At 56.5% G+C, this 26,128-nt stretch carries 16 protein-coding genes; 10 read left to right on the top strand and 6 right to left on the bottom strand.

The window, feature by feature from the left end; all coding sequences use genetic code 11:
• Positions 1 to 2: 2 nt before the first annotated feature.
• The 8 genes from pglZ (at position 3) to AB1L30_RS17610 (ending at position 17,380) form a co-directional block, all read left to right on the top strand.
• The gene (pglZ, locus tag AB1L30_RS17645) at positions 3 to 2,693 is read left to right on the top strand and encodes a BREX-2 system phosphatase PglZ (RefSeq protein WP_367014724.1); all 2,691 of its coding nucleotides are present in this window, start codon (positions 3 to 5) and stop codon (positions 2,691 to 2,693) included.
• Between the two features lie 7 nt (positions 2,694 to 2,700).
• Positions 2,701 to 4,017: a BREX system ATP-binding protein BrxD gene (gene brxD / locus AB1L30_RS17640; protein WP_367014723.1), complete on the top strand. Its 1,317-nt coding sequence runs from the start codon at positions 2,701 to 2,703 to the stop codon at positions 4,015 to 4,017.
• Positions 4,014 to 6,107 carry a DEAD/DEAH box helicase gene (locus AB1L30_RS17635; RefSeq protein ID WP_367014722.1) on the top strand — a complete coding sequence of 698 codons (2,094 nt, stop codon included), beginning with the start codon at positions 4,014 to 4,016 and terminating at the stop codon, positions 6,105 to 6,107. The genes brxD and AB1L30_RS17635 overlap by 4 nt, the downstream gene beginning before the upstream one ends.
• Before the next feature lie 4 nt (positions 6,108 to 6,111).
• Positions 6,112 to 10,065: an SMEK domain-containing protein gene (locus tag AB1L30_RS17630; RefSeq protein WP_367014721.1), complete on the top strand. Its 3,954-nt coding sequence runs from the start codon at positions 6,112 to 6,114 to the stop codon at positions 10,063 to 10,065.
• A 71-nt stretch (positions 10,066 to 10,136) separates the two neighbouring features.
• Positions 10,137 to 11,399, top strand: a complete 1,263-nt coding sequence (locus AB1L30_RS17625) for a DUF6361 family protein (RefSeq protein WP_367014720.1) — start codon at positions 10,137 to 10,139, stop codon at positions 11,397 to 11,399.
• On the top strand, positions 11,392 to 13,227 hold the full coding sequence (locus tag AB1L30_RS17620) for a phospholipase D family protein (RefSeq protein ID WP_367014719.1): 1,836 nt from the start codon (positions 11,392 to 11,394) through the stop codon (positions 13,225 to 13,227). The genes AB1L30_RS17625 and AB1L30_RS17620 overlap by 8 nt, the downstream gene beginning before the upstream one ends.
• Positions 13,224 to 16,604 carry a DEAD/DEAH box helicase gene (locus AB1L30_RS17615; RefSeq protein WP_367014718.1) on the top strand — a complete coding sequence of 1,127 codons (3,381 nt, stop codon included), beginning with the start codon at positions 13,224 to 13,226 and terminating at the stop codon, positions 16,602 to 16,604. The genes AB1L30_RS17620 and AB1L30_RS17615 overlap by 4 nt, the downstream gene beginning before the upstream one ends.
• Positions 16,601 to 17,380, top strand: a complete 780-nt coding sequence (locus AB1L30_RS17610) for a hypothetical protein (RefSeq protein WP_367014717.1) — start codon at positions 16,601 to 16,603, stop codon at positions 17,378 to 17,380. The genes AB1L30_RS17615 and AB1L30_RS17610 overlap by 4 nt, the downstream gene beginning before the upstream one ends.
• A 44-nt stretch (positions 17,381 to 17,424) precedes the next feature.
• On the opposite strand, the gene AB1L30_RS17605 is transcribed toward AB1L30_RS17610, so the two are convergent.
• Positions 17,425 to 17,694 (bottom strand): hypothetical protein, encoded by a 270-nt coding sequence (locus tag AB1L30_RS17605; RefSeq protein ID WP_367014716.1) that lies wholly within the window; start codon positions 17,692 to 17,694, stop codon positions 17,425 to 17,427.
• A 53-nt stretch (positions 17,695 to 17,747) separates the two neighbouring features.
• Here AB1L30_RS17605 and AB1L30_RS17600 point away from each other — a divergent pair, with 53 nt between their 5' ends.
• Together AB1L30_RS17600 and AB1L30_RS17595 are read left to right on the top strand one after the other, a co-directional pair.
• Positions 17,748 to 18,419 carry a DUF2293 domain-containing protein gene (locus AB1L30_RS17600; RefSeq protein ID WP_367014715.1) on the top strand — a complete coding sequence of 224 codons (672 nt, stop codon included), beginning with the start codon at positions 17,748 to 17,750 and terminating at the stop codon, positions 18,417 to 18,419.
• A 9-nt stretch (positions 18,420 to 18,428) separates the two neighbouring features.
• Positions 18,429 to 18,983 carry a hypothetical protein gene (locus tag AB1L30_RS17595; protein ID WP_367014714.1) on the top strand — a complete coding sequence of 185 codons (555 nt, stop codon included), beginning with the start codon at positions 18,429 to 18,431 and terminating at the stop codon, positions 18,981 to 18,983.
• Between the two features lie 36 nt (positions 18,984 to 19,019).
• On the opposite strand, the gene AB1L30_RS17590 is transcribed toward AB1L30_RS17595, so the two are convergent.
• From AB1L30_RS17590 to AB1L30_RS17570, 5 genes are all read right to left on the bottom strand, one after another.
• Entirely contained in the window at positions 19,020 to 19,178 is a 159-nt protein-coding gene (locus AB1L30_RS17590; RefSeq protein ID WP_367014713.1) for a hypothetical protein, read from the bottom strand.
• A gap of 219 nt (positions 19,179 to 19,397) precedes the next feature.
• Positions 19,398 to 19,928, bottom strand: coding sequence for a hypothetical protein (locus tag AB1L30_RS17585; RefSeq protein ID WP_367014712.1), 531 nt, complete (start codon positions 19,926 to 19,928; stop codon positions 19,398 to 19,400).
• A gap of 341 nt (positions 19,929 to 20,269) precedes the next feature.
• Positions 20,270 to 21,880 (bottom strand): DNA modification methylase, encoded by a 1,611-nt coding sequence (locus tag AB1L30_RS17580; protein ID WP_367014711.1) that lies wholly within the window; start codon positions 21,878 to 21,880, stop codon positions 20,270 to 20,272.
• The gene (locus AB1L30_RS17575; RefSeq protein WP_367014710.1) at positions 21,877 to 24,327 is read right to left on the bottom strand and encodes a DEAD/DEAH box helicase family protein; all 2,451 of its coding nucleotides are present in this window, start codon (positions 24,325 to 24,327) and stop codon (positions 21,877 to 21,879) included. Before AB1L30_RS17575 ends, AB1L30_RS17580 begins: the two co-directional genes overlap by 4 nt.
• Before the next feature lie 117 nt (positions 24,328 to 24,444).
• Positions 24,445 to 26,031, bottom strand: a complete 1,587-nt coding sequence (locus AB1L30_RS17570; protein WP_367014709.1) for a hypothetical protein — start codon at positions 26,029 to 26,031, stop codon at positions 24,445 to 24,447.
• Between the last annotated feature and the right edge of the window lie 97 nt (positions 26,032 to 26,128).

The raw sequence follows: 26,128 nt of genomic DNA, 5'->3' as shown, positions 1-26,128 counted from the left end.
GCATGTTGAGTCCTCAACAGGTTCGTTCCCTCGTGGAAGACAAGTGGCAGCGAGACATCGATGCTCTGGCTGTCGGTCTGCACGTTGCGCCCTCATTGATCGGGCCGAACGAAGTTGATTTCGAGTTCGGCAAAGCCAAGGTGGTTCGGGCCGACACGGTGTTCGAAGTGCGTGAAGCCCTGCTGACCGCCGAGAAGGAGAAACGCCGCCTTGTCCTGCTGACCGGACTTCAGCAGAACGATCTGGGCCATGATGTCGTGGGCCGCTTGGCTCGCAGTCGGCTGTTCGCCGTCGATCACTGGGCCAGTCTGTGTTCGCTGTTCAAGGCCAAGGAACTGGATCGTGCGATTCTTGATCCCGCCATCGCTCAAGCGTTGATGGAGTACGCACCACCTGACGGCTATCCCCCAGTTTCAGCCGGTTTGCTGGATGCCGGAACCGTCTGGCGAGCGATCTGCCGTCATGTCTTCGACATGGGAGAACGTGAACCCGATCTGGTGTCGCTGCTGCTCTGGGCGTCTTCGGAAAAAGGAACCAAGCGATACCAGAAGGCCGGTGACGAAGTGTGCGCCAGCCTGCGGCGTCGGCTGATTCACAACCTTGGTGATCCTGCCGACTCGATTCTGCGGTTCCTTGAAAGTAATGCGGGACCGGACGCACTGGCGTTGGCCGTGGCCTGTCAGGTGGTCTTCGGATTGGGCGATGACTCCACCCTCGATGCCGCTGCTGCTCGCATGGAGCAATACCACGGAAACAAGCCGCTGCCCAAGGCCACTGGTCGGACGTTGGGGAAAGTGGCCGTCGATGCGATCTCCGATCTCGACCGGCATGACGATCCCCGCATCGCTCAACAACATTTGCAGCGGGCCGACGAGTTGCTGAAGCAGTTCATCTGTGAGGAGTACGCCTACCGCAGCACGCTCACCCGACTCTCGTTTGAGCAACGACTGGGGCGACTGGGCCACGCCATCCAAGCAGCCGTTAAGAAGACCACGGACGAGACCATCACCGCCTGTGAGTCTCGCTTGGAAGACATCGCCGAACATCGCTTCGCCAAGCTGGGTCGAAACAAAGATCAGGTCTCCAAGGCTGAGATGGCCGTGCGGTTGATCCGCTGGCTGAAGACGCCGAACACTGCTCCTACCTCGTTTGCAGATCGAGCGAGTTACCATGTTCGGGAGATGTCGTTCGTCGATTGGGCACGGGAGCCGCTGTGCCGTGGCGAAGATGTAGCGGACCTGTCGTCGGCGTATCAGCTTCTTGACCAGACCGTGCTTCAACGTCGGGAAGAGATCAGCCACTCCTTCGCCAAGTCGCTGGCCGACTGGTCGTCGGTTGGTTCGAAGGATGCTGGCGTTCTCGGTGTCGAGGACGTGCTGAATAAGGTCGTCAGCAAGGTCGTCGAAGCTGGCAACAAAGTGTTGCTGGTGGTTCTGGACGGCATGAGTTGGGCGATCTGCCACGAACTGCTGGAGGACATTCGGCAGGATCACTGGTTCGAATCCACTCTGGACGAGTCCAACGTACTTCCAGCGCCCGTCATCGCCACGATTCCCAGCGTCACCAACTTTTCTCGGGCCAGCCTTCTGTCTGGGGCGCTCGCCAAGGGAGACCAGAACCTCGAACGGAAGAACTTCGAAGCGAACAAGGCGCTCTCCGAGGTTTGCGAGAAGAAGTCTCCCCCGATTCTGTTCCACAAGCAGCAGTTGACCGAAGGCAACCGGGGAGCGATCTCTGCTGAGCTTTCGGCAAAGCTCACATCTCCTCAGCACAAGGTGGTGGGCGTCGTCATCAACGCCATCGATGATCGACTGAGCAATGCCCAACAGGTCATCGAAAATTGGTCGATCAGCCGGATCAGTCCGCTGCGTGCGTTGCTGCGACTGGCTCGTGACTCAGGCCGAGTCGTGATCCTCGCCAGCGATCATGGCCATGTCTGGCATCGCCCGGATGGAAAATACCGTCCTTACGACGAGAGCAGCCGGTGGCGCAGCAATGACGGCAAGTGCGGTGACGACGAGATCGTCCTGACCGGCAGTCGAGTCATCGCCGGAGACAAATCGGTGATCGTCCCGTGGACCGAGAAGGTCTATTACGGTCGCCAGCAGAACGGTTATCACGGTGGAGCGACCCCGCAGGAAATGGTCTGTCCGCTGATCCTGCTGACCGACAAAACCAGCGCCTATTCCGGCCTGTATCGGTGTGAGTATCCCAAGCCTGACTGGTGGTCGGCGGCTCCGGTTGCCTCGCCCGAAGTCGAAGAGCCGCAGGTCACGATCACGGTTCCCGTCAAGGTTGGTCCGCCGACACTTTTCGACATGGAGTCGGACGAGAAGCCGGTCGCCAAACCGACGAAAGAGGAGAAGAAGGGAACAAAGGCAGGTGCCGATTGGATCGCTGCGCTCTTCAAGTCGCAGGCGTACAAGGACCAGAAGACGATGATCCGCCGTCACCCGGTCGAAGACGAGGTGTTGCAGATGTGCCTGTCGGCCCTCGATTCCAGTGGTGGCATCATGACCCCTGCGGCCTTTGCCAAAGCCGCCGATGTCCCGATGGCCCGGCTCGACGGTCTGGTCGTCAAGATGCAGCGAGTGCTGAATGTCGATGGATACGAGATTCTGACGCTGGATCGCACCGAGAACCGTGTGGAATTAAACGTTGCCAAGTTGAAACGCCAGTTTGATCTGGACTAAGCGAACCATGGAAATCAGCCCCGAACGACGCCGAGAAATCATCGCTGCCTTGCGAAAAGGCACGGTGCCCCAACGTGGACTCGATTTCCTCGCTGTCGGCCTGCAACGTTTTGAAAACGTGATCTCCGAAGAACTCGATGACGTGGCTCAGGGGAGTGCGATCTTCAAGGCCGTGCGAGGCGAATACGGCTGCGGCAAGACGTTCTTCGCTCGCTGGGTGCAGGAGTACGCCAAGAAGAAAGGCTTTGCGACTGCTGAAGTTCAAATCTCCGAGACAGAGACTCCGCTGCATCGACTGGAGACTGTCTATCGCCGAGCGATGGAACAGCTTTCGACGCCTGACTGTTTCCTCGGAGCGTTCCGGTCGGTGATCGACGGCTGGTTCTACGGACTCGAAGAGGACGTTCTGGCCGAGGGCACTGTCGATCCTCAAGACGAGAAAGCGCTGGCGAACCGGGCTGACGAACTTTTGGAACAGCGCCTCGGTGAGATCACTCGGGCGACACCCCAGTTCGCTTCGGCCCTGCGTGCGTATCGAACGTCACAACGGGCAGGAGATCATGCGACAGCGGAAGGTCTGGCCGGTTGGCTGGCCGGGCAACCGCACATTGCCGCCGCCATCAAACGAGAAGCCGGGATCAAAGGCGATGTGGACCACTTTGCCGCTCTCAGCTTCCTGCGAGGACTGCTGCTCATCCTGAAGGACTCTGGTTACTCAGGATTGGTGCTGGTACTGGACGAAATCGAGACCATTCAGCGAGTCCGATCCGACGTGCGTGAGAAGGGACTCAACGCACTGCGGCAGTTGATCGACGACATTGATGGCGGACGGTTCCCCGGCTTGTACTTGGCCATCACGGGGACGCCAGCCTTCTACGACGGGCCACAAGGCATTCAACGGCTGGAACCACTCGCTCAACGGCTGCATGTGGACTTCCAGACTGACGCTCGCTTCGACAACCCCCGAGCCGTGCAGTTGCGGCTGACGACGTTCGATCACGACCGGCTGGTGGAAGTCGGAACAAAGGTGCGTGAACTGTTCGCTGCCGACTGCAAGGCTCCAAGCCGAGTGCGGTCGCTGGCGGGCAACGACTACATCGACTCACTGGCACGGTCGCTGGCCGGGAAGCTGGGTGGCAAAGTTGGCATCGCCCCTCGACTGTTCCTGAAGAAGCTGGTCGCCGACGTGCTGGACCGGATCGACCAGTACGACGACTTCGATCCTCTACAGCATTACCAGTTGACCGTGACGAGCAATGAGATGACGAACGTGGAGCGAGAAGCACAGGCCCAAAACGTGGACGACATCGAGTTAGACGTGTGAATGCCTTCGACCGACTACATCCTGCACTCCAACATCACATCGTCAATTCTCTCGGTTGGAGAGAGTTGCGAGAAGTGCAGTCGTTGTCCATCGACGCATTCCTGACCGGGGCCAACCTCGTCATTCTTGCACCCACGGCTGGTGGGAAAACCGAGTCAGCGTTCTTTCCTGTGATCTCCCAGATGCTCGAAGAGTCGTGGTCGGGCATCTCAGTTCTCTACGTCAGTCCGATCAAGGCGTTGCTTAACAATCAGGAACAGCGTCTCGACAAATATCTGCGCCTTGTTGGACGGCAGGCGGCGCTGTGGCACGGAGATACTCCGCAGGGCGAACGGCGACGGATTATTGCGGAACAACCGGACTGCCTCCTGACCACTCCAGAGTCGCTGGAGGTTCTGCTTGTCTCGCAGAAAGTCGATCATCACCAGTTCTTCAGCAACGTACGGGTCGTGGTCATCGACGAGCTTCACGCCTTTGCCGGTGACGACCGTGGCTGGCACCTCCTGTCGGTCTTTGCCCGAATCGGGAAGATCGCAGGCCGAGACATTCAGCGGATCGGCCTCTCGGCCACAGTCGGCAATCCCACAGAGATGCTCGGCTGGCTGTCATCGGGTTCCGAGCGTCCCCAGCAAGTCGTCTGGCCGAAGGGAAGCGACTCGAAAACACCCGATGTCCAACTGGACTATGTGGGATCGTTGGCGAATGCCGCCAAGGTCATCAGCTTGCTGAACCAAGGTGAGAAGCGTTTGGTGTTCTGCGACAGTCGCTCCCGTGTCGAGCAGTTGGCGGTGTCGCTTCGACAGTACGGTGTGGATACGTTCGTCTCTCACAGTTCACTCGGACTGGATGAACGTCGTCAGGCCGAAGAAGCCTTCGCCCAGCGTCAGAACTGTGTGATCGTGGCCACCAGTTCGCTGGAACTCGGCTTGGACGTTGGTGATCTCGACCGGGTGATTCAGATTGATGCTCCCGGTACGGTGTCATCCTTCCTGCAACGGATGGGGCGCACGGGCCGACGATCAAACACGACACGCAACTGTCTGTTTCTGGCGACCAACGACGAGGGGCTGTTACGGGGAGCGGCACTGATCGAACTGTGGCAGCGGGGCTACGTCGAGCCGGTTCAGGCTCCACCGTGTCCCTACCACATTCTGGCTCAGCAGTTGATGGCATTGATCCTTCAGGAACGAGGGATCGGCAAGTCTCAGTGGTTCTCGTGGGTCGAACGTGTCCCCGGCTTCGCCCAGTTGCCACCAGAGCGGGTCGCCGAACTCGTGGAGTTCATGATCGCCAAGGGCATTCTGTGGAGCGACAACGGCATCTTGGCATTCGCCCCCGAAGGAGAAAACACATTCGGGCGTCAGAACTTCATGGACATCTTGTCGGTCTTCACTTCGCCGCCGCTGTTCACAGTGATGTCCGGGCAGAAGGAACTGGGCAACGTCCATGAATCGACCTTCTACAAGCGTGAGGAAGGCCCGGCGATTTTGGTGCTGGCTGGTCGAAGCTGGAAAACAAAACATTTGGACTGGAAGCGCCGGATCGCTCACGTCGAGCCAACTGACGAAAAGGGTCGATCACGCTGGCTCGGTGAAGGCCAGATGCTCAGTCACGCCGTCTGCCAGAGCATCCGCCGCATCCTCGCCTCTGATGCAGATGAACCAGCTTGGTCACGCCGGGCCGTGCAGCAGTTCACCGAACTGCGTGACGAACACCCGTGGGTCTCAGCGGATGCCACGAGCCTCGTGCAGATGCCCAACGGTCAGGTCCGCTGGTGGACATTCGCAGGAGGCGTGGCGAACACATTACTCGCTGATGCACTGAAACCACACTGCGACGTGAAGAGCGATAACCTCTCGTTGAGCTTCCCCACGGCATCATCGCTGGACACGGTTGTCGAGTACGTCAACGGCATCCAGCCCGAGGCCATCAGCCCCATTCCGAACATCGACGCCATGGAGAACCTCAAGTTCTCCGAATGCCTCTCACCCGGAATCGCCGCCGAGGTGTTCGTGTCACGGTTTGATGATCGAGTGGGGGTCGCACAAGCGATAGAAGAACGAAAAAGAATCGTTGCCCACAAGGAATAGTGCAATGTTGAAGAGGAAAGAACTGCTTGAGTACATCGGCATCCAACTCGCCCACCTGAAGGCGACAGTTGCCACACTAAATGCTGTTCACTTCTTCGATCTCAATGTGGTTGCGGAGGACTTTTTCACTCACCTGCTCAATGCGGTCTACGGATACTCGTTGGTCAACCTAAACCACGAAGACTTGAACAAAGCTGCAATCGATCTAGGAGACTGCTCTGCACGACTCGCCGTTCAGGTAACGTCTCAACGGAATAAGGCCAAGATTCAAAAAACTTTAGACAAGTTTGCTGAGCATGGCCTCGTAGATGACTACGACAAACTGAAAGTCCTCATCATTGGGGATCGCACGGGTGACTACCCGACTCTCCAAGTTCCAGCAGGAGTCTCGTTCTCTGGTTCAAGCGACGTGATCGACATTGATGGACTGATGAAGAACATCAGTGAACTTGAAACCACAGAGCTTACGACAATCGCCGCTCTGATTCGGCGAGAGGTTTCCGATACAGCCGCCACACACACCGAACTAGGAAACAAGCTCGACGAGATCGCAGCTACCCAGCGAGAAATGTTGAAGCGACAAGAAAAGGAATCAACAAAGTCGGGAGAGATCAGCGAATCAGTTGGAGAACTCCGCAAGGTCGTCAGTTCGTTTTCGGAGACGATGCTCCCTGACGCTATGGCGTCTGTTCATCAGGGGGTCTTGGACCTTGCTCGTGACTATCTCAAGGACAACAAGCCGACCCAAGTATTGGAGTTACTTGAGAAGCAAAAGGCCACGATATGGCCAACAGCAAACGGGCCAACAAAGGCGAGGCTGTTATGCACGATGGGTGGTGCGAAGCTTGCGCTCGGCTCAGAGACCGAAGCGGCGCACTTGTTTCTTGAAGCACGTCAGTACAACCCCAATGACGAAAAAGTGCTTTCGAATGTCGCCGTGGCGTATCTCCTGCTGGGAGATGACGAGAACGCTGCGGATTCTGCCGAAGAAGTGTTGCAGCGCAATCCAGTGAACTTTCAGGCGTATTCAGTCCTGATCCAATCCAGTGACGAGCCGCTCGATAAACTGGTCGAGCGAGTACCTGAACATTGTCGCACAAACTCGGAGGTGGCGCTGGCTCTCGGGTTCGTTGCCCGGCGCCGAGGAGACTCGACTTCCGCCCGAGAGTGGCTTCAGCTTGCAGTGGACAACGATGCGGACAATCATCCTGACATAAAGGGAACTCTTGGAGAGACGATTCTTCATTCTTACACAGGAAATCCGCTGTCGCCTGTTCGGATCGAACAACTCAATGAGGAAAGTCGCTCCGATCTTCAATACGTCGTCGAATTGCTCAGCAACGCCTGTGATGCGCTTCACGACGATAATGCGCTTCGACTGCGGGTCACATGGCTTCTGAACGCTGCCATAGCCAGTCGTCTACTTGGCAACGATCAGGATGCAGCCAAATACCTTACCCGAGCAAAACAAGTTACCCCAGAACATCCAGCCGTCCTTTACCAAAGCGCACTCGCCGCCCGTGAAGACGGCGATCTCTCAGCCGCTATTGACATAGCCCAGTCGATTGGAGCCTGCGACGAACTGCCGCAAATTCCGTTGATTGTCGTCCAGTTGTTGTGGCAGGCCAACCGCACCGACGAGGCCATCAAGGAAGCGAATACCTTCATAAAATCGTCTCCCTCTGAGGAACTGGCCTTCTCAGCACGACAAATACTCGTGGAACTTCTCATGGAGCAAGGCCGGTTGGCGGAGGCTCGTCAACTGTCAGAGGAGATTGTTGCATCTGCCCCCACGGACGTAAGTGCGCTCGTTAGTGCTTCTCAAGTTCTTCGGGCGATGGGTGAGTCAGATGATGCCAACGGCACCTTGGACAAGGCGTACAGGGTTTCGTCAGCAAGTACGCCAGCAACCCATCAATTCCTCTTGGGGAATGAACTCGGAGCGACGGGGCGCTGGGTTGAGGCTGCAACAGTGTTCGAACGAGTTGTAGACACGACGGCAGATTCTCCACTCACACGAAAGTACATCCATGCCTGCTATCAAGCTAGTCTGCTGAACAAGGCGCTTGTCGTGTGCAGAACGCTGCGAGAGGCCGCTGGACCGCTGGAATTCGTCACCGATGTCGAGGTGTCCATTCTCCAAGAGATTGGCGACCTAGCATCGGCCCGCTCAGTCTGTGAGGAACTGATTGAGGCGTTCCCAGATAACGAGAAGCGGCGAGTACAGGTTGCGGTGATCTTTCTTCGCCAGCACGACGATGTGGCTTTGGATGCGTTCTTGGACAACCCACCGGACTGGCGGCAGCTTCCGATTGAATGCGGTCAACAGATTGCTCAACTCTATGCCGCCCGAAAGCGATACCGTGAGGCGATTCAACTCCTTTATGAAATGAGGAGAGTTCACTCGGTTGGCAAGGTACATCTCCAGTACCTTCAAACATTTCTTTCCGACATCAATAAGCACGACTGGCTCGAAGTGCATGAGTGTGGCGTTGATGTCGCTGTGTGCGTAAAGGACTCGAACGACGAGCTTCAGTGGTACGTCATCGAAGATCGAGAGGGAGCCGATGTCGCCAGAGGGGAACTTTCGCCAAGCCACCCGTTGGCAAAGGCGCTTCTCGGAAAGAAGCCGGGCGACACAGTATTGCTGAAAGAGTCGCCGATGTCCTCGGAACAGGGGGTCATAACCGAAATAAAGAACAAGTACGTTCACGCATTTCACGAATCCGGCAAAGTATTGGAAGTGCGGTATCCAGATCAGGCTGGTGGATTCGTGGCGATGAAGATGAAGCCGGGAGAGGAGGGGGTGAAGGAACTCCTGACGAAGCTCGAAAAGCAACAAGACGAACGACAGCAGGTCATTACTCAAGCACATTCTTTGTATGCCTCACATCCCCTGCCCATCGGTGCCGTCGCCCGTTTCCTCCAATGCGACATCATTCAGGCGTGGAGTCACCTGACCGAACACGAAGACGGCAAAGTAATCTGTGCGTCTGGCACAGCAGCAGAGAGTGAGTCAGCGGTTCAGATTCTTGATCGGGAAAGTGTGAAGTGTGTAATTGATCCTGTCTCGTTGATGACCATTCACGCTTTATCTCTGGCCGATGAGGTTGTGTCCACAGTAGGGCGGCTCGGGATTGCTCAGGCGACAATCGACTTGCTGACTGATACGCTTCATAAGCGGAGTGCGATCAGCCGCAGAGGGTTCATGACGCTGACCAAGGAGGGACAGCACTTCGTGCGCCGTGAGGTAACAGAAGCGGATGTGGAGTCTTATCTCCTGTCCCTTGAGACGCTCATCAAGTGGATCGACGACAACTGCGACATTTTGCCGTGGTCGCCAGAATTGTCCACGAAGCGAGAGGAACGCAAGGAGTTGCTCGAACTCATTGGGGACGAAAGCCTCGACACAATTTTGGCCGCCAGCGATCCTGCTCGGGCCTTGTACTCAGACGATCTTCGTCTGCGTCAACTGGCAAAGGCCGACTTCAACGTCGATGGTCTCGCAACCCAACCAATTCTATTGAGAGCAGTTGAAGCAGGCATCATTGATCGAGAGAAGTACAACAAGGCCGTGGTTCGGTTGGCTGCGGCTGGCTATCTTCACACGAGAATCGACGGCGAAGCACTTTTGGAGGCAGCACGGCAAGCTGACTGGTCGTTGGCCTTCCCTTTCGTGAGTATCACTTGGCTACTTAGAGGGCCTGACTGTGACGAAAACGCCGCCATCCAAGTTGTCGCAGACTTCTTAAAGCAGTTGTGGGCGCAGCCGATGCTTCCACGGTCAACAGACTACCTTGTATTCCGTCTTTTAGATGAACTTGGAACGGGGCGGGATGTTTTTCAGGTTACGGAGAAGCTGCTTTCGTCGGTCAACCAGCGATTCCTCGTAAACCCCATCGCCCAGAGCGAGGTGGCGAAGCTAATCGTGGCATGGAGATCAATGCGAATCCTGTAGCGGATGCTGTCAAGAGCAACAGTTACCGAGTTTAGAAGACTACAAACGAAGTAAGACGGAAGGAAATGAACGTGTCAGCACTTGGATGGGTCGATTTTTCGTCTGAGCATCGTGAGAAAGTCAAGTCGGTCATCGACTTGCTCTCCACTCCCGGTGTGATCGACGAATTGGGTATCGGCGTCATCCGAGATTCATTCTCCGACTCGCTGTTCCCCGGAATCTCGACGATCCAGACGAGAGCGAAATACTTCCTGACTGTCCCCCGCATCTTCAGGGACTACGAGAAGCTGCCACCCAACCAGCGTCGGCGGCGGAAGCTGGCGACATACCTCAATGACCACGAAAACCTGTGCATGGAGGCAATGGTTGCCAACTACGAAGGCGATTCAGCCCATCAAATCATTGGAGCGTCTTTCGTCGGTAAGAAGGGTGAGGTTCAGCGAAAGCCGTCGTCAGTCTATTGGACCGGCATCCGGCAGTTCGGACTGATCCGCACAAACCTTTCGCTTCAAGGGTTCTGTCAGAAGTTCGCTAACCCTGACCAGCCTCTTCGTGATCTGGTTCAAGGAACCGACAAGACGAAGGGCGATGACCCGGATGCCGAAGAGCAATCCAACGAAACGATCAATACTCCAGCCTACGATGACGACTGGATCGACTCGCTGACGATTCACCTCTCTCAAGATGAAGCCTCGTTTCTCTCTCGCCAGATCGAAGCTCGTGTTCCGCTGAGCCTTATCGGGCAGATTCTCCTCGACAGCAATCTGCGCCGCAAATTCCTCGACCTTCCCTCTGATTGGAACTTCACCACATTCGCCGATGAAGCTCCTTTCCTCAACAGATTGCCTGACGATCTTCAGCGGGTCATCGCTGCGGCCAGAGATTTCTGGCAACTCATGTACGGAGCGCACATTCGGTACAACTGCCTGATTCAAGAGAAGCGAGGGACGAAACAGCTTCACAAAGAGTTTGAGGCGATTTGGGACGAGTGGAAGACTGAACTGACGAGCTTCCCTTGGGACCGATGGGACACAGGCTTCTTGTGGCAACTTACGAAGCTGCACGCTCGGCAAGTGAAGGACTACACCATTGAGTTCGTTGAAGCGTGGATCGATGGCATTCACGGGGCGGCAACCACGGAGAAGCTCGACGCTCTCGTGACCCGACAGGAACGCCTCAACAAGAAAGCTCGTGCCCGTCTGCATCCCACTGCCGACATCAGTGAGAGCGAGTGGGTGGGTATCGGCGATCTTAACTACCGCCTCAACGTCGCCCGAACGATCATCAGGGACATCGACGACGGCCTCACGTCACAGGAGGCCGACGATGCTTGATGTGAAGAAGCACCGGCTCGATTACGGGGCCATGTTGATCCCGCCCAGTGGTTATCGGTTGGCCAAGGCCGTCGCCGCCACCTACACGCTGGACCTGAATACGCTGCTTTCCATTCCGGTCGCACTGTTCTTCTCGCAGACCTTGGAGGGCAACTTCGAGACAGAGCGGGTTCAGCTTCTCGAAGCAATTCAACGCTGTCCCGAAGTGCTGCGCATCTACCATCAGCGGGGCAAGATTCACGTTCCCAAGAAGCACAACCGGCTGTACGGACTGTTGGAACCGTGTGTTGTCGGCATCCTGCCGGACAATGCCTACACGTCGTTTCATCCCAAAGTCTGGGTGCTTCGGTACGAACACGATGACCAGCCCACGATGTACCGAGTCATCGTCCTGAGTCGCAACCTGACCTACGACCGCAGTTGGGACATTGCCGCCCACCTCGATGGTGAAGTCACCGAGGAGCGTCAGGCGAGGAATCTACCACTGGCATCATTCGTTTCACACCTCTTGTCTCACGAAGGGTTCGATGGCGACAGGAAGTTCGTCGCTGATCTGCGCCGTGTCGAGTTTCGTCCTCCTGCGGGATTCAGTAACAACTTCACGTTTCACCCGGTTGGAATCGACGGGTATTCGAACCCGATTGTCTCGCAGACGGGGAGTCGAGCCATCTGCATCAGCCCTTTCGTCCACGACGAAGCAGTTCGCACCTTGCGAGAAAACGTGGCCGACGAACTGCTTCTGTTCGGGTGCCGGGAGGAATTGCACAGGCTCAAGCCCGATTCACTCTCAGACATTCGCACCTTTTGCATCTCTGACCTGATCGTCGATGGTGAGAGTCAGGAGCAAGGCGAAGACGGCGAGGGTGAGCAAGCGGAACAGAACCTTCACGCCAAGCTCTATGTGTATCAGGGCAACACAAGCGGCGTTTCGTGGTTCCTTGGTTCTGGCAATGCAACGAAGGCAGCTTTTGAGCGCAACATCGAGTTCCTTTTGGAACTCAGAGGAAGCAGCGCCGCTGTGCAACTCGACCGCCTCAAAGACGAGCTTCTCGGGGCGGACGAGAAAGGCGGAATCTTTCAACAATACCAACCGCCCCAAGAGCCGATTGACGATTCGGAAAGAAAGAAGTTGGAAGAGAAGTTGCGGCTGCTGGAGTTCGCCCTGCTTAAGCACATAGACATTCAGCGAGCCGAGGTGACTCCCTCGGAGAACGAGGCCAACTTCGACCTGCATTTGGTTCTCGATCCCGGCCCCAGCACATGGCACGACTTAAAGGTCACAGTGTCACCGTTCAATGCGGACGCTGCTGAACCGCAGGAGTTGCTACCGGGCTGCGTCACGACCTTAACATTCCAGAACATCAATGAGAGCAATCTGAGCCGATTTCTCCGCTTCGACATCTGGCAGGGTTCCGACCGGCTTCGGTCCTTCCTGACGAAAGTGGCAATCGTCGGCCTGCCCGAAACTCGTGTCAGTCGGATTCTGCGCAGCATCATCAACAGCCGGGATCGTTTCTTCGAGTACCTGCGTTTCCTCTTGGCTGACGATGGTGACAAAGAGCCAGTCGGTACGGAACCAGACAAACGGGGTAAGTCAAACGGCGAGACAGCGAGCATCTGGGATACCTCGTCTCCAATCTTTGAACAGTTGTTGCTCTCGGCGTCCCGTTCTCCTCGGCGATTGAAGGCTATCGACGACGTAATCGAACAGCTTCGTAAGGAGGACGAAGAAGACCCGACCCGTCGAGTCGTTCCGCAGGAGTTCTTAGAGTTCTGGGAGGCATTTAAGCAGATTGTGCCCCAGCAGACTCGGAGGAATCGCCAATGACGACGCCTCCCATCGACGAGCATGTCACACGGAGTCTGGCTGCCCTCAAGGACTTTCAGCGAGAGACCGTAAATGTCGTCTACAACAACCTGTTCAGGAATGGCCAGCAGAGAATGCTGGTAGCTGATGAAGTCGGCCTCGGAAAGACCATCGTTGCCAAAGGCGTCATCGCCCGAAGGATTGTGGACAAGATCGAATCGGGTGACTCGACACCGCTCAAGGTGACGTACATCTGCTCGAATCAGGTCATCGCCCACGAGAACGTCGGCAAGCTCGACATCTACCCCGACCAGCGCTCCCATGACCGCTTTGCGAGCCGCCTGACCTATCTGGCCTTCCAGCCGGAAGGCGGGGATCAAGGCGTTCTGCGACTGAATACGCTGACACCGGCAACCTCGTTCAACAAAGGCAGCAGCACCGGCCAGCAGGGAGAGCGTCGAATTCTCTATTCGCTGCTGATACAGGACGAGCAGTTGAGCGGTCATGGCAAGGCTCTGTCTGCCATGCTTCGTGCAAGTGTCCAGAAGGCAGCGAGCGACTGGTTCCGTGAACTGGATGCAGAACGAGACAATCCATGCGGCTGGCCACTACGGCCATGCTGCCACAGTCGATTCCTGACGGCGATCAGGAAGAAGCGGCTGAAATACTCCGATTGTCCATTGTTCTCGCATCTCGGGATTTTCAAATCGATTTCCCTTTACGATGCCGTAGTCGAGTTCACGAAGTTACTCACGCTGAAGAACCTCGGCCAGTATCGAGACGGGTCTGACCACTTGGTGCGGGAACTCAAGGACATGCTGTCCGAAGTGTGTGTCGAGTACATCGACGCCGACATCTACATCCTCGACGAGTTTCAACGGTTCAAAGAGCTTGTGAATCAGGAGAGCGAGTCAGAGGCAGCCGAAATCGCCCGCCGCATCTTTGCCAAGGAGAAGGCTCGCATTCTTCTCCTGTCGGCCACGCCGTTCAAGGCGTACTCAGGAGACTCGCCGTGGGAAAGCGGTGAGGAACACTACAAGGAGTTTCGGACGATCCTGAGTTTTCTTTTTGATGGCGACAAGGACGCTTTGGGCGGCTACGAAACACACCGGCAGGCGCTGTTCAAGCAACTGCTGGAATTAGGCATCAAGCCGGGTGAGATTGACACATCGCACCGGGATTCAGTGCAGCAGGTTCTTCGACGGGTCATGTGCCGGACGGAACGCCTCAGCGTTTCGCAGGACTTCAACGCCATGACCGTGGACAAGTGGCAGTCGCACCCATTGCAGGTGTCGTCTGGAGACATTCAGAACTTTATTGCCACGGACAACGTAGTGCGCTACCTGAACGAAACCGACACGCAGGCCAAACACCAGCTTCATGCGCCGATTGAGTTCTGTAAGTCGGCACCGTTTCCCCTGTCGTTCCTCGACGACTACAAGCTCAAGCAGCAGCTTAAGGCGAGGAAGAACAAGGCGGACGTTCGCAAGGTGCTGAAGGCCAACTCGACGGCGTGGATCAACCACCGAATAGTCCATCGCTACAAGGGTGTTCTCGCTGATGATGGCTCGTCTGCGACCAACGCCAAGCTCAGTCAAGTTCTCCAAGAGGTACTTGGGCAGAACGGCGAGAATCTGCTGTGGATTCCACCAAGCCTGCCGTGTTACCCGCTCGCAGGTGCCTTCGCCGACGCCACCGGATTCTCGAAGACGCTCATCTTCTCCGCTTGGCTCATGGTGCCCCGAATGTTGTCGTCGCTGATCTCATTCGAGGTGGAGCGACGGACGATTGGGAACCCAAACTCCATCGATCCACAGGAAAAGGAAGCCCGGAAATACTTTCACGCCAAGACGGAGCGTCGGCACCCCATTCCTCAGTTGGTGTTCTCTCAGAAAAAGACTGACGCTGGTGAGTCAGCAGGAAACATGTCGAACTTCACGCTGCTGTATCCGTCCCACACGCTGGCCAACCTCTTCGATCCGAATGATGCTCTGCTCCGAAAACGGTCGCTGTCAGAACTTCGCAGCGAACTCGTCGCCAGAGTCAACGGGCTGATCGAAGACGCTGAGCTTCACCGCTTCGGAACCTCGACAGGTGAGTCGGACAAGTGGTACTGGGCCGCTCCACTCCTCTTCGACCGCCGTACACCATCAATGAAGGAGGGACTTGCTGACTGGCTGAAATGGGTCGCCGAGTCGGATGACTCGGATTTCCTCAATGCCAACAAGGAAGACAGCAGCGAACGTGGGCAGGCCAGTTCCAAAGAAAAGCACTTCGAGGAATTGGTACGCTGCTTCAATCAGCCTGACGAAGCAGGTCTCGGGCCGTTACCAGACGACTTGGCAGAAGTTCTAGCAGACATGGCAATCGCCAGCCCTGCCGTCGTCGCACTGAGATGTGCGAGGGAGCAGTTCCAGCCAGAGTTCTACGACGCCTCACTCTTTGCGTTTGATCTTGCGAGCGAGTTTCTCAGCTTGTTCAACAAGCCCGAGTCCATCGCCGCTGTTCGTCTCAGCACCGCCCGACCAACGTACTGGCGTCGGGTACTCCAATACTGCGTCGATGGATGCCTTCAGTCGGTCTTGGACGAGTTTGCCCATGTTGTGAGAGCCGACAGCCCGTCGCTCTGGGAGATGTACCACCGCCTTGTGGCGTCGATGAACCTTGGAACAGCTTCGATCAAGGTCGATGACCTGAACAGCTTCCTGAAGAACAAACGGCGGAACATGCGGTGCCATTACGCTGTGGACATGGGGAACCAGCGTGTTGAAACCGACGAAGGGCAGGATCGTATCAAGGGGATTCGGAACAACTTCAATTCGCCGTTTCGCCCGTTCGTGCTGGCCACAACGTCGATTGGCCAAGAGGGTCTCGACTTTCACACCTACTGCCGCAAGATCGTTCACTGGAATCTGCCGTCCAATCCGATTGATCTTGAACAGCGTGAGGGCCGGATTAACCGCTTCAAGGGCCTCGTCATCCGTCAGCAGATTGCGAGCAAGTACCGAGACCGCCTGACGAGTGAATCTGTGCAGGCAAGTGGCGTCTGGGATGCGCTTTTCGACGTTGCCGCCGTTGAGGAAAGAACCGGCAACGGGAAGTGCGAACTGATCCCTTATTGGCACGTCGAGGCGGATAAGTACCAAATCGAACGAATCATCCCGTTCTATCCGTTCAGCCGAGATCGAGCGAAGTTGTCGTCGCTCTTGAAGACGCTCGCAATCTACCGACTGGCATTTGGACAGCCTCGCCAAGCCGAACTTGTCGAACACCTTCTCACCAACATTCCCGAGGATCGCATCGCTGAAATCCGCAGCAGTCTAATGATCGATCTGAGTCCGATCAGTTATCAGGGACACAACGGCACACCGGATTCCGTGGAGCCGACAGGGACATGACCTTCCACCTCCAAATCGGCATCGACTATTCGGGCGCACAGACGCCGACATCCCGTCTCGCTGGACTTCAAGTCTATGCCGCCACAACCTGCCTTCCCGAACGAGTCACCACCCCAGCCGCTCCAGAATCCAAAAGTTGGAATTGGACTCGACAAGAGATCGCCGAGTGGCTGATCGAGCAGGCCCGATCTGGCCATCGATTCATCGCCGGGATCGACCACGGGTTCTCGTTCCCCCTCAACTACTTTGAGCAACACAAGCTTACGTCGTGGCCTGAGTTCCTCGAAGACTTCGTAGCTCACTGGCCGACGCACGAACCGCACACCTACGTCGATTTCATCCGTGATCGAGCCGAAGGGCCACCTGACCGCACCGGCAGCAGCGCAGAGTTCCGACTGACCGAGAAATGGACCAGTTCAGCGAAGAGCATGTTTCAGTTCGATGTACAGGGGAGCGTGGCCAAGTCCACCCATGCCCGACTTCCGTGGCTGCTGCGCATCCGAGAGGAAGTCGGCGATCTGGTTCACATTTGGCCATTCGACGGTTGGCAAGTACCCAGCGACAAGAGCGTGATCGTTGAGGTGTATCCGTCGATCTTCCGCAACAGGTATCCCCGAGAGGACCGGACGGCTGACCAACAAGATGCCTACGCCATCGCTCGCTGGCTCAGTGAGATGGATGAGCGTGGATTCTTGAAGCGGTACTTCGACCCGCCATTAACCGACGAGGAGCGACAGATCGCCGATCTCGAAGGTTGGATTCTGGGGATCATGTGATGGCAGTGACTCGTGAAGAATACACGGAGGAGAGCATCATCGTCCTAACGCCCACCGATGAGTTGCTGACAGCAGATGCCGTCCAAGAAGTCTTCGCTTGCACCGACTCTGCTGCGGCGAGGCAGGTCGTCATTGACTTGAAGAATGTCCGATCCCTCGTCAGCGGCAGCTTGTACCCACACGCAGAACCGTTCAAGCCGTTGTTGATGCTCAACCAGAAGCTTCAAAACGAGAAGAGACAAATGATCCTCTGCAATCTCAGCAGCGAGATCGCAGAAGTGTTTCGTATCACCCGGATCGATCAGATTCTTCAAGTTCAACCTGATTTGAGAAAGGCCCTGTCAAATTCCAGTGGGGTGAGTTCGTGATGAGCGACAACACCTTCTTACCCGGACCATCGGAGAACACCGTCAAAGCAGCCAACGGCCAAGTTCTGACCGTGCCCAATGGATGGCTTCTCCTGCCGCCCGGTGACGCCGCCCTAACTCGTCGAGTGAAGGCCGCTGGCGACCACTGGGTAGTTCAGGAGAAGAAGGGGAGGAAAGTCTTCTCAAAAGGCGTGTACGCACCGGCAGAGACAATCGACCGTATCCGGGCCGAACTGGAAACCGAGCGATCCACAGAGTCCTACGCCAAACGCAAGGCTGCGGACGCCAAACGACGGGAGAACGTCCAAGCAGAATACGTCGAGGATTTCCTTGGGGCGGTCGTGGCCTTTCTTGACTTCCATCCTGACCACGCTGAACTGGGCCAGCAGCTTGCTCGGGCCGTCACCGATCACGCCACGCCGGTTGGCAGTGGAACCGTGGCTCGGACAAAGCGGATTCCGGTCGAACAACGGGCCGAAGCCGCCGTCATCGCTTGGATGCGCCACCAAACGACCGGCTACGACGACATGGTGATTCCACGAGTCAAAGGCAAACGCCGGGAAGTGCGGCGGATGCTGGCCCGACGATCTCACGACTTGTTGGAAGGCTATCGGCAGGGAAGATCAATCGCTGCGGACTGTCCATTGCAGAAGGCTTTGACAGAGAAGTAGAGCAACAACGTGTCACAACAGCTTCAGGATCAGTTCGACTCCCAGCAGTTCTCCAACGACTACGAGTTGGTGAACGGGGTCGCCATGCACACCGAGAACCCCGGCGAATTCCACATTCCGCCTGATGTCATCAAGCGGCATGTCCGGCCCGGCCAGTTCGTTGAACTCCGAATCGATTCACCGAGGTTCTCGGTCCACGAGAACGCACCAGAGAAGTGCAACTGCCCGTCGTGCAACGGCGAGATGACAAAGCCGGTCCTACGGCATGAGAATCCTGCGTCACTCGTGCCACTGCCGAAGCAAAGTGTTCCATCTCGTGGCTGGGGCGAAGACTTCTGGGTTCAAATCACCGAGCGGTCAGGAAACTACTTCCGTGGCGTCGTGGACAATCCGCTCGTCGAAGCTCGGCTGCATGGGCTGAAGCAGGGAGATGAGATCGTGTTCTGCGAGGATCACATCTTGGCCGTTCACGACATCCACCGACAGGAGCTTGTCGTCGGCATGGACATGGCAGACCTGAAAGAACTGGCTCAGTGGGTTGGGCAGATGCGGCGTCGGGACTGACCGTGTTTTGTGTCGATGGAATGGCACTTCAGCAACCTACTGCTTCTTCTCCTCAAGTCTCTCCGCTGACTCCTTGCAGGCTTGCTCATAGCCCTTGCTACCGAAGAGGCTCATGCACTCGGCAATGGCACGCCGCTGCTCTTCGTTTCGTTCAGCCGTCTCGTCGAACAATCGCTGCATCTCGTCGAGCGACAATGCTCTCTTAGAACGTCTGGGAAAAGACGCAGGTTGCTCTGTTTTGGCAGGCTCATTCACTGGTTCATCCCCATAAGTCTCGCTCGCCAAGTCCGTTCATTTTCCAGATCGGTTCTCCATTCCTCCAGTTCAAAAGTTGCACCGGCACGACAGTCGGCCCGGCCACAGCAACGTCCCCCCGTCGTTCCTCAACATCGACAGGGCGACTCGTGTTGGAACCTAGTTTCCGATGATTGACTGCAATTCGGAGTACAAACGCTCCAACTCTTCGTAGCTGAGTTCGAGCCATGCCGGTTGAATCCAAATACGGAAGTTCTTCCAGTCGTCTGCCACGTCATCGACAAAGACAAAGTTCACCGACTCGTCTTCCGCCGAGGCGTCATCGCTCTCGTCGCCCTTGAGGATTCGCCTCAACTGCTTTTGCAGGCATTCTGCCGTCCATAGCTCCAACCGGTAGCCGAATCGCCCGCACGTTATGTGGACGGTGTTCCCTATGTCGTCGAGTTGCACTTCGATCTTGCGTTTTCGAGTGATTAGGGGTTCTTCTTGTGCTTCTGGCCGCCCCTTTCCGAGCGACACCTCACCACCATCGGCAACTGTGGCGAGCAGGCCGCTCGTATTGCGAAGTTGCCATGTCCGCCCTCGACGAGTCGAAAGAGACTTGTTGGGCTGGCTTGGGAGCGAGCGTGTTTCCCTGATAGCGGCGAGGTACTTCTCGACCGCATCTTCATAACTGTGTGTTGCGTTCATGGTGCAATTCCTCCTTGAAATGAATAACGCTAAGACACGATAGCGCTGGCCGCCTTATTCGTCAAATTGCGGTTATGAAGCGAGGGAGAGGCAGGCCGTGCTACCTGATTCTCCTGTCGAGGCTCAGACCACAGTGGAGCAACTTTCGAGTCGAAAGGTGGTCCCGAGCGCATTCACCACTTCTCAGGAGTGCGGTGTGATAAGCGCATGAACCTTGTTGGCCCGCAGAACTTCTCACATCGTTTCGACTGCGCCCTGTGTGAGAAGTGCTGACAACACCTGCAACTTCTCACCATTGTCAGAGCGCACACTTTGATCGCCAAAATGCGAACCTGAACCGATCATGCTGCCGGTTCAGGTTCGCTAATAAGCAACCGACGCAAATCGTCTGGCAGGAAAGGGACGAGGCGCTGAGCGGTCTCAACTGGCACACCCTCTAGTTCAGACCATTTGCCCAGAATCAGACTGGCGTTCATAGGAAGTTCCAAATCGTAAGCGTCCTCGATGTGAATGCAGAGTTCGCTAATAAGCTGTGCCCGACGCTCATCTTCCAGTCTGGAAAGCCGCTCGACTGCGAACTCGCAATAGGCGGGATCGATGTCGATGCCAATGCCATCGACACAAAGGCGTGCCATTGCCTCGGTCGAACTGCCCGAGCCATTGAACGGGTCGAGGACGAACAGGCTCTCTTTGATCCCGTGCAGCTTGATGCACCGTTCGGCAAGCTCGACAGGGAAAGGGCACGGGTGAAAACCTCTTTCACTTCGGTTCGTAATCGTCGGATGTGGAATGAACCACACGTCACCGGCGCAGCGCAGATCAGAAGTGGTTCCGTTCCTCCTGAGATTGCCCTTGTCAGCGTAGGGCACCCCGATGGCGAGCCGGTCGATCTTTTGTTCGCCTGTCTTCGTGAAATGGAACACGAACTCCCAAGTGTGATCCAGATAGCGGTCACTTCCGTTGGGTGAGAACTGACCATGAGATTGCCCGTCAGCCGTGATCGTCTTCGCCCAGATGATTCGGTTCTGTAATGAGAAGATGCGTCCGGCGATCTCAGCAACCTTCATGGCTCTCCACGGGTTGCTGTTCGGGGAATCGATGTTGAGGAAGAAGCTGCCATCGTCCTTGAGGACGCCGTGGATCGTCTCAAAGCACCCTGCGAGCCAATCGAGATATTCCGTTTCGGGGCGGTCGTCGTCGTAGGTGCCGTAGTCCTTGCCGACGTTGTACGGGACCGAGGTGACTGCCACATCGACCGACTTCGGTGCCATTCTCTCCCGCATGAGCGTCAGTGAGTCTCCACACCAGACTTCAACATTTCCAACCGTCTGGCTGACGGGCGACATGCCTCCCTGTTGTGGTGGGATAGCCTTCGCCTTTCGGCTTTCACGCTTCGCCGTGGCGATGTCGATGGTCTTCCCGGTGCAGTTGTCGGGAAGCTTACCGATGATCTTCAGGGCAGCCTCAGCCTCCTTCGGCGTGTTGGCGATGATCTTCTTGTACGTCACGGGACGCATTTTCCCGTCTTTGCCCCTAAGTTCGTCGAACTTGTCAATTTGACAAGTTGCCTCCAGCGTACTTCTCACATCGGCCACGGTGTTCTTGGAGACGCCGATGATTTGGGCCAGAAAGTTGTCAGCGATCTGCGGGTCACGAAGCAGGTATGCGTCGATGACGGATCGCTTCTGCTGCCGGTTCAGTTGCCGACGACCACAGTTCAGGCGCAGAACCAACTCGAACTTGTCTGTTTCGCTCTCGAACTGGCGAACCTCCCGAGGACAGAAGAGACCCAGATCATCACAGGCACGCTGGCGATGGTAGCCGTCGATCACGTTGCCTTCCTGATCGACAATGATCGGGACATCAACACCTCCCTCGGCGACGGACGCTTTCAGTGCCTCGAACTCGTCGGGCAGCAGAGGCGGAAGGAACTGGTAAGGCGAAGTGGTCATGATTCCACCCCCCTCTTCGAGCGGTCAGCTTTGCGCCGCCCTCGTTCGTCTCCAAGTTGCTTCCACTGCTCCCGCACGGCAGGCTCGGCTTTTCGCAGGTACTTGTGGACCTGATCTCGTCCAACTCCCATGATCTCTGACCACTTTTCGGCAACTTGCGTCTTTGTGTGGCCAAGTTCGATCCCTTCACTGATGCAGATTCGCAATTCGTCCAGTCCTTCATCCTTGCTGGATCGCCTCTCTTCCCACATCCACCACGAGATCGATTCGAGCTTGGTCACTCGCTCCGGCGCAAGTCGCCCTCGCTTGTATTCCTTCCGCTGCGTCCTCACCCATTCATAGGCCGCTGTACCACTTGCTGGACGTTCTGGAAGGGACGACAACTCAGAAAAATTGCCTTCCCAATTTGCTGACAAGCTGGACCACTCCCACCACGAAATCGATTCGAGTGATCGCCTTTTCTTCGAGTCGAGTTTTCCTTGTTGATAAAAACGCCGCTGTTGACGGACCCACGAATACTCAGGCGTCCCGGCCTTCGGGCATTGGGGCATCGCACGAATCGCCTCGAAATTGGTCTCCCAGCGATCCGACACGTTGATTGTCCACGTCCACCAAGGAATCTGCTCCAGAAGCTTGACTCTGGCGTCGGGCAGATTGTCTTGGGAACGCAATGTTCGATTGTGCGTACACCACCAGTAGGCGCTGCTTTGCGAGTCTGGCGGGCCGGGGAGATTGCGAATGCGCTCGTAGTTCTCCTGCCACTGACGTTCGAATACTCCCTCCACGACATCACGAATCTCAGCGAGCGTCTTCGGCCCACCAGCACCACCGGAATAGGCGATGATGGGATCGAAGATGTCGGTGGACCACACTTTGTCGAACCCGGCATTGACCAGATCATCCGTCTGAACCGAGACATTCGCCTTACGCCGCATGAGCAGCAAGACCTGCTTGGCGAGCGGCTCATGATTCTTCGTCACGCCATTGTCTTTGAGAACATTGACGATGGCGGTTCTCACCTCTTCGGGAGCGGCTGACAGACCGGCATCATCCTTCTGTGCCTGCAACTTGAGCAGCGCTTCGTAGGTGTCTCGGATGATCTGCTCTTGTTTGGCCTCTGAGAAGTCGCCAAGCAGATTAAAATGGACCTTCGGATCGGCGATGTCATCCTTCGACCCGTGCTTGGGCCGTGGTAGGAGTCTTACCTTGATCGGCTGAATGGCGTTCTCCAGCACCAACGAGGCGTGAAAATGAGCGTAGAGTTTCGTCAGTTGCCGCCGCCGCTCTTCCTCGTTCTGTTCGACCACCAGCGGGAAGAAGTTGAGATAGCTGATGTGGCGTTTGCCACGGCAATCCCGAACAAGACGCCCGAACCGCTGAAGCCGGTCCTGATCGGAGTTCGTCGGCACAAGATCGACGATCCGAGCGGCTTCCACCCAGTCGGCTCCTTCCCGAAACATGCCAACAGTCAGAATTCCTGCTACACGGTTTCCATGCTCCGCAACGAAGCGGATTTTCTCCGCACGCTGTTCGGTCTCGACGAGATCGACGACCACCGATTTCTGCCGCAGGGCCTCATCAAAGGAAGTCCAAGGCGCTGCCTTCAGGCATTCACATGCGATTCGCTGAACCCGAGCAACAAACTTGGCCTTGGGCTTTCCGAGCAGCATGTTGTGGCCCTCGGGCGGGCAGTAAATGATTGTTGGGACGGATGGACCGCTTTGTAGAACGTGCTGAAGCTCCTTGAAGACCGTGCCTTTGAATGTCACGAAGTCGTAAGAGTAGCTTTTGATGTGTTTGAGAATCCGCCAGTATTCGTCGAAGGGGACGTGGACACGGGTGAATTCTGCGAGATGCGTGTCACTGATGATCGGAAGGTGGTCGCCACGGAAGAAGTATGCGGTCGCCAGCCACAGCTTCAGGCCGGATGAACCGAGATCAAGGAGCCGAGCAATCTGCTTACCCAGAACGTTGCGCCCCTCCTCTGCGGCGAGGATGTGATGGGCTTCGTCGATGACCGCCGTGGTGTCGTCCGCCATCTCAACCAGTTTGTCGTCGCTCAGCCGATCCAGAGCGTAGGAGAGCGTCATGTGGGTCGTGAGAACGACTCGTCTTGCTGCTGACTTTGCGGGGCCAGCGAGAAGGAAGTCAGTCAACTCATCGACCTTTGCGGAGGACGTTGCACAAAGGTTCCGAGGCACAGACCACTCGACCAATTCACCATCGGGCAACAAGATGTCCTTTCGTTCTTGGAACCCTTTGGCGATGATCCGTTGAGGCACGCAGATCACAACCTTCCGTGAAGGGTCTCGCAAATCTGAGGCGGCGAGAGCGCAAAGCAGGAAGCTCTTTCCCCAACCTGTTGGCATATTGACGATGACTCTGGCACATCCATTGGCAGTGTCGTAGGCAGTTTGCTGGTAGTCACGCAGCATCCAAGTAGTCATGAGGGTTGTCCTTTCGGTTGTGTGCGCACCGAGAGTTTTGGCGACTATGCTCGGTGCGCACCGGGAGCGCAGTCGCAGTCCAAAAGTTGAATCCAGCAGCAGGGGGCGACTGAGAAATCAGTCGTCGTTGGGAAGTGGCGTCTGGTCCACGATTATGAAGCGGTAGCGAACATGTGGGCCTTCGCCCTCAAAACGTTTCCGGCCTTTCTCCAGCCGAAGCGTCATGAGTTCAGCCTCCGTCTCGACGAGAAATGTCTCATTGCGATGGGCACTGAGAACAACTCCCAGTCCCCGCTTCCTTGACTCAAAGCTCTCCTGATCGCCAGCCGGGATCAGTTGCTTCACAAGACCGAGCTTGGTTGCCTCACGAGTCAAGTCGTCGGGCTTGTGCCAGTCCGTGCCATAGCAGGACGCTCCCAGCAGACCGATGGCTGCACGCACAGGATCATCGGCAACACGTCGCTTCCCATAGTTCGCCAGAAAGCCACGGACGCCGTTTGCCTTGAGGATGCCACCGACGACCGCCGCCCATTCCGAGAACGGGTGACGGACATCTCGGTCCAGTGGAGAACCCGCTTCCTTCCACCGTTCCACCATCCCCCGCAGTTCGGCGGCGATGTGTTCACGATTTTGAGGCAGAAACTCCAGCTTCGGATTGCCAATCGGCGAGGTTCGCTCGGAGACATGCCCCACAGGATCAAGGTGGATCGGCAGGCTGCGGTTGAGGATGTCCTCGCTCACCGAACCGAAGTTGGTGGAGATCGCCAGAACGATGTCGTTCCGGCGTCGGGTGGCTGGGCCGGTCCCGGTCGAAAACAGGAAGGGTTGAGGGTCGGTCGCAAATCGTTCGATGAAGGCAGAGGCGATGGTATTGTCACGTCGGTCCAGACGAGCGTTCTCGATCACCAGAACCCCAGCGTCGGAGTTGTGATTGAGCGCCCCGACAAAACTCCTTTCAAGCGCCCAGTTTGTTCCCTGATAGCTGATCGAACATTGCTCGGTCTCTCCCGATGCGAAGGCGATCACGGTGTCTTTTCCGGCGTGGCTCTTCGAGGCCGTGGCGAGGATGATTGGCTTGCCGCCCGGCCAGTGGTTTCGTAGCAGGACCGTTACCCCCGCTCCGAGAGCATTGGCTCGGTCTGCTTGACTCTCGAAGTCCATTACGTCGAGGAAGGCATTGATCCGATCCATCGAATCGTAGACCTGCGGCGACTCGCCCACGAACAGGTATCGCTGGTCTGGCCCACCATCGTTGTAGCCCGGCTCAATGAGTTCAAAGTTCGGCAGGTAACGTGCCACCTTGCTGATCTGATCGACGACATCGAACTGCGACAGAAAGGCATCCGTCTTCAGCATGGCGTTCATGTGTGCCGCTGAGAGCTTGCTGCCTTTGGGCTTGCCGTCGAGGTAGATCGTCAGCGCAACCCGATCCACGATGATCGGAGCAAGGTCAGCCGCATTCGTAATTGACTTGGTTGATCCATCGTGACGCACGAGCAGCAAGCCGCCGTCGTGCCCCGAACGGCAGAAGAGATCACCGGCCTTTGCCAGTAACGCTCCGAACTTGCGATAATTCGTGGCTGCCGGATCACCCTCATCCCATGCAAGCTGTGGGAGCTTCGGTGGAGCGTTTCCTTCAGGCACTTGAAATTGCAGTTCTTCGATCTCGATGGGGTCGTCTCTGACGACGCTGAGTTGGCTCATGGTTTCTCTCCTTTATTGGCAACCCGGCACACCCGGCACAGCGGGCACGACGGGTGGCTTCAGGGCTGGCTTTAGTCGTTGGAAGGGCATGGGGCAT

It is taken from the genome of Bremerella sp. JC817, from assembly GCF_040718835.1.
Taxonomy (GTDB): domain Bacteria; phylum Planctomycetota; class Planctomycetia; order Pirellulales; family Pirellulaceae; genus Bremerella.
Note: the sequence above shows the minus strand (reverse complement) of the source record. Positions and strands in the feature narration are given on the sequence as shown.

Bases quoted from the DNA above. Each gene is read 5' to 3' on its own strand.
- pglZ (WP_367014724.1), top strand. From the start codon at position 3: ATGTTGAGTCCTCAACAGGTTCGTTCCCTCGTGGAAGACAAGTGGCAG.
- brxD (WP_367014723.1), top strand. From the start codon at position 2,701: ATGGAAATCAGCCCCGAACGACGCCGAGAAATCATCGCTGCCTTGCGA.
- AB1L30_RS17630 (WP_367014721.1), top strand. From the start codon at position 6,112: ATGTTGAAGAGGAAAGAACTGCTTGAGTACATCGGCATCCAACTCGCC.
- AB1L30_RS17620 (WP_367014719.1), top strand. From the start codon at position 11,392: ATGCTTGATGTGAAGAAGCACCGGCTCGATTACGGGGCCATGTTGATC.
- AB1L30_RS17615 (WP_367014718.1), top strand. From the start codon at position 13,224: ATGACGACGCCTCCCATCGACGAGCATGTCACACGGAGTCTGGCTGCC.
- AB1L30_RS17610 (WP_367014717.1), top strand. From the start codon at position 16,601: ATGACCTTCCACCTCCAAATCGGCATCGACTATTCGGGCGCACAGACG.
- AB1L30_RS17600 (WP_367014715.1), top strand. From the start codon at position 17,748: ATGAGCGACAACACCTTCTTACCCGGACCATCGGAGAACACCGTCAAA.
- AB1L30_RS17585 (WP_367014712.1), bottom strand. From the start codon at position 19,928: ATGAACGCAACACACAGTTATGAAGATGCGGTCGAGAAGTACCTCGCC.
- AB1L30_RS17580 (WP_367014711.1), bottom strand. From the start codon at position 21,880: ATGACCACTTCGCCTTACCAGTTCCTTCCGCCTCTGCTGCCCGACGAG.
- AB1L30_RS17575 (WP_367014710.1), bottom strand. From the start codon at position 24,327: ATGACTACTTGGATGCTGCGTGACTACCAGCAAACTGCCTACGACACT.
- AB1L30_RS17570 (WP_367014709.1), bottom strand. From the start codon at position 26,031: ATGAGCCAACTCAGCGTCGTCAGAGACGACCCCATCGAGATCGAAGAA.